Annotated in this window: 1 protein-coding gene; it reads left to right on the plus strand. The window is 41.8% G+C overall.

Features of this window, described 5'->3' with window-relative positions; genetic code table 11:
* On the plus strand, window positions 1-1451 hold a 1451-nt coding region (locus tag ACKTR2_RS10195; protein WP_407885022.1), incomplete at both ends, for a VirB4 family type IV secretion system protein.

Here is a 1451-nt window from a genome sequence, read left to right on the forward strand (position 1 = left end):
AAATAAAAAAGAAAGACATCAAGGCGATAGCGGCCAAACGGGTAGTAATCCTAAACCGGAGGTTGAAGACTTTACCAAGCTGATTGATCGCGATAGCTTGCATTCACTATTCCCGTTTAGCTGGGAACAGTACCCCACCTACGTCCAGTCGGGCGAGAATTTTATTCGGGTGTTAGCGATTGCCGACTATCCTAAGCGGGTGTATGGCAACTGGTTATCGGAGTTAAAACGCAAAAAAGGCGTTATCGATATTGTGCAATATATCGACAGCGCCAGTAACAATTCAATGATTACCTATTACAAGAAGACGATTCAAAATAAGGAAGCGCAGAAGCTCAATACGTTCGACCCGTATAAAAAGAAGATTCTGCAAAACTACATTGATTCGGCCAACATGCAACTAGATAAATACCTCGATAATTCTACCACATTTGTGTACCAACATATGCTGGTTTATCTGCGGGCCAATAGTTTAGCAGAACTGGATGACTTAACCGAAAACGTTAAGAATACGTTGATTAAGCTACAAATGAAGCCCCTTGTTCCCGTTAAAGCCACTTTCCAAGCATTTTGGTCAACCATGCCAATTAATGAGAACCTCATGGGGGATTACACCTATAAAGAGAGTAATACCGAAGTTGCCAGCAGCATGTTTCCCTTTGATGACGCGGAGATTTTGGACTTAAAGCCGAGAAGTGATATTGAAGGAGTTAACAAAGACACCAACAGCTTAATTGCCGTAGATATGTTGGATCGCAACAAGACCCTAAATCAAAATCAAGTGATTATCGGAACCTCGGGGGTCGGCAAGACCACCTATATGATTCAGAAAATCCTGCGCTACGCCATTCAAGACTATCAAATCTACATTATTGATCCAGAAAACGAATATACCAAGATTGTCGAAGCCCTAGGTGGTGCAGTCTTGCACCTAACTTCTAACGCTAAGTACAAAATTAACCCACTACAAATTTTTTCCGAAGAAATCCTAAGCGCTGATGAGGCCGTCACGAACCTTGATTTGCTGGTCAAAGATAAAATTCAGCGATTAAAGGGGTTCTTTGAAGTCCTTAAAACTGGCATTACCCAAGTTGAGCTGGCAATCCTTGATGATGTCGTTAAACAAGCTTACGTCAACAGTGGTGTTTTGAAATACAGCCGCTTAAAAGAGATTAAAGACGATCAGTGGCCGACCTTATCCAATGTTTATGACGAATTGGAGAAACTGGCTGATAAAGACGCCGACAAATTCAGTCGGGTTAAAGACTTTTACTACATCTTAGGCAGCTATACTCATGGTTCTAACAGCCTATTTGACGGTCACACCAACGTCAACCTAAAGGGGAAGGTCATTTCTTTTGATCTAAAACCACTACAAAGTGAACAGGAAGTCCAATCAGCGGCTTATCTGAATACCTTCCAGTATTTGTGGGACGAAATCACCAAAGATA

Origin of the sequence: Furfurilactobacillus curtus (assembly GCF_045862785.1) — a bacterium.
GTDB lineage: Bacteria > Bacillota > Bacilli > Lactobacillales > Lactobacillaceae > Furfurilactobacillus > Furfurilactobacillus curtus.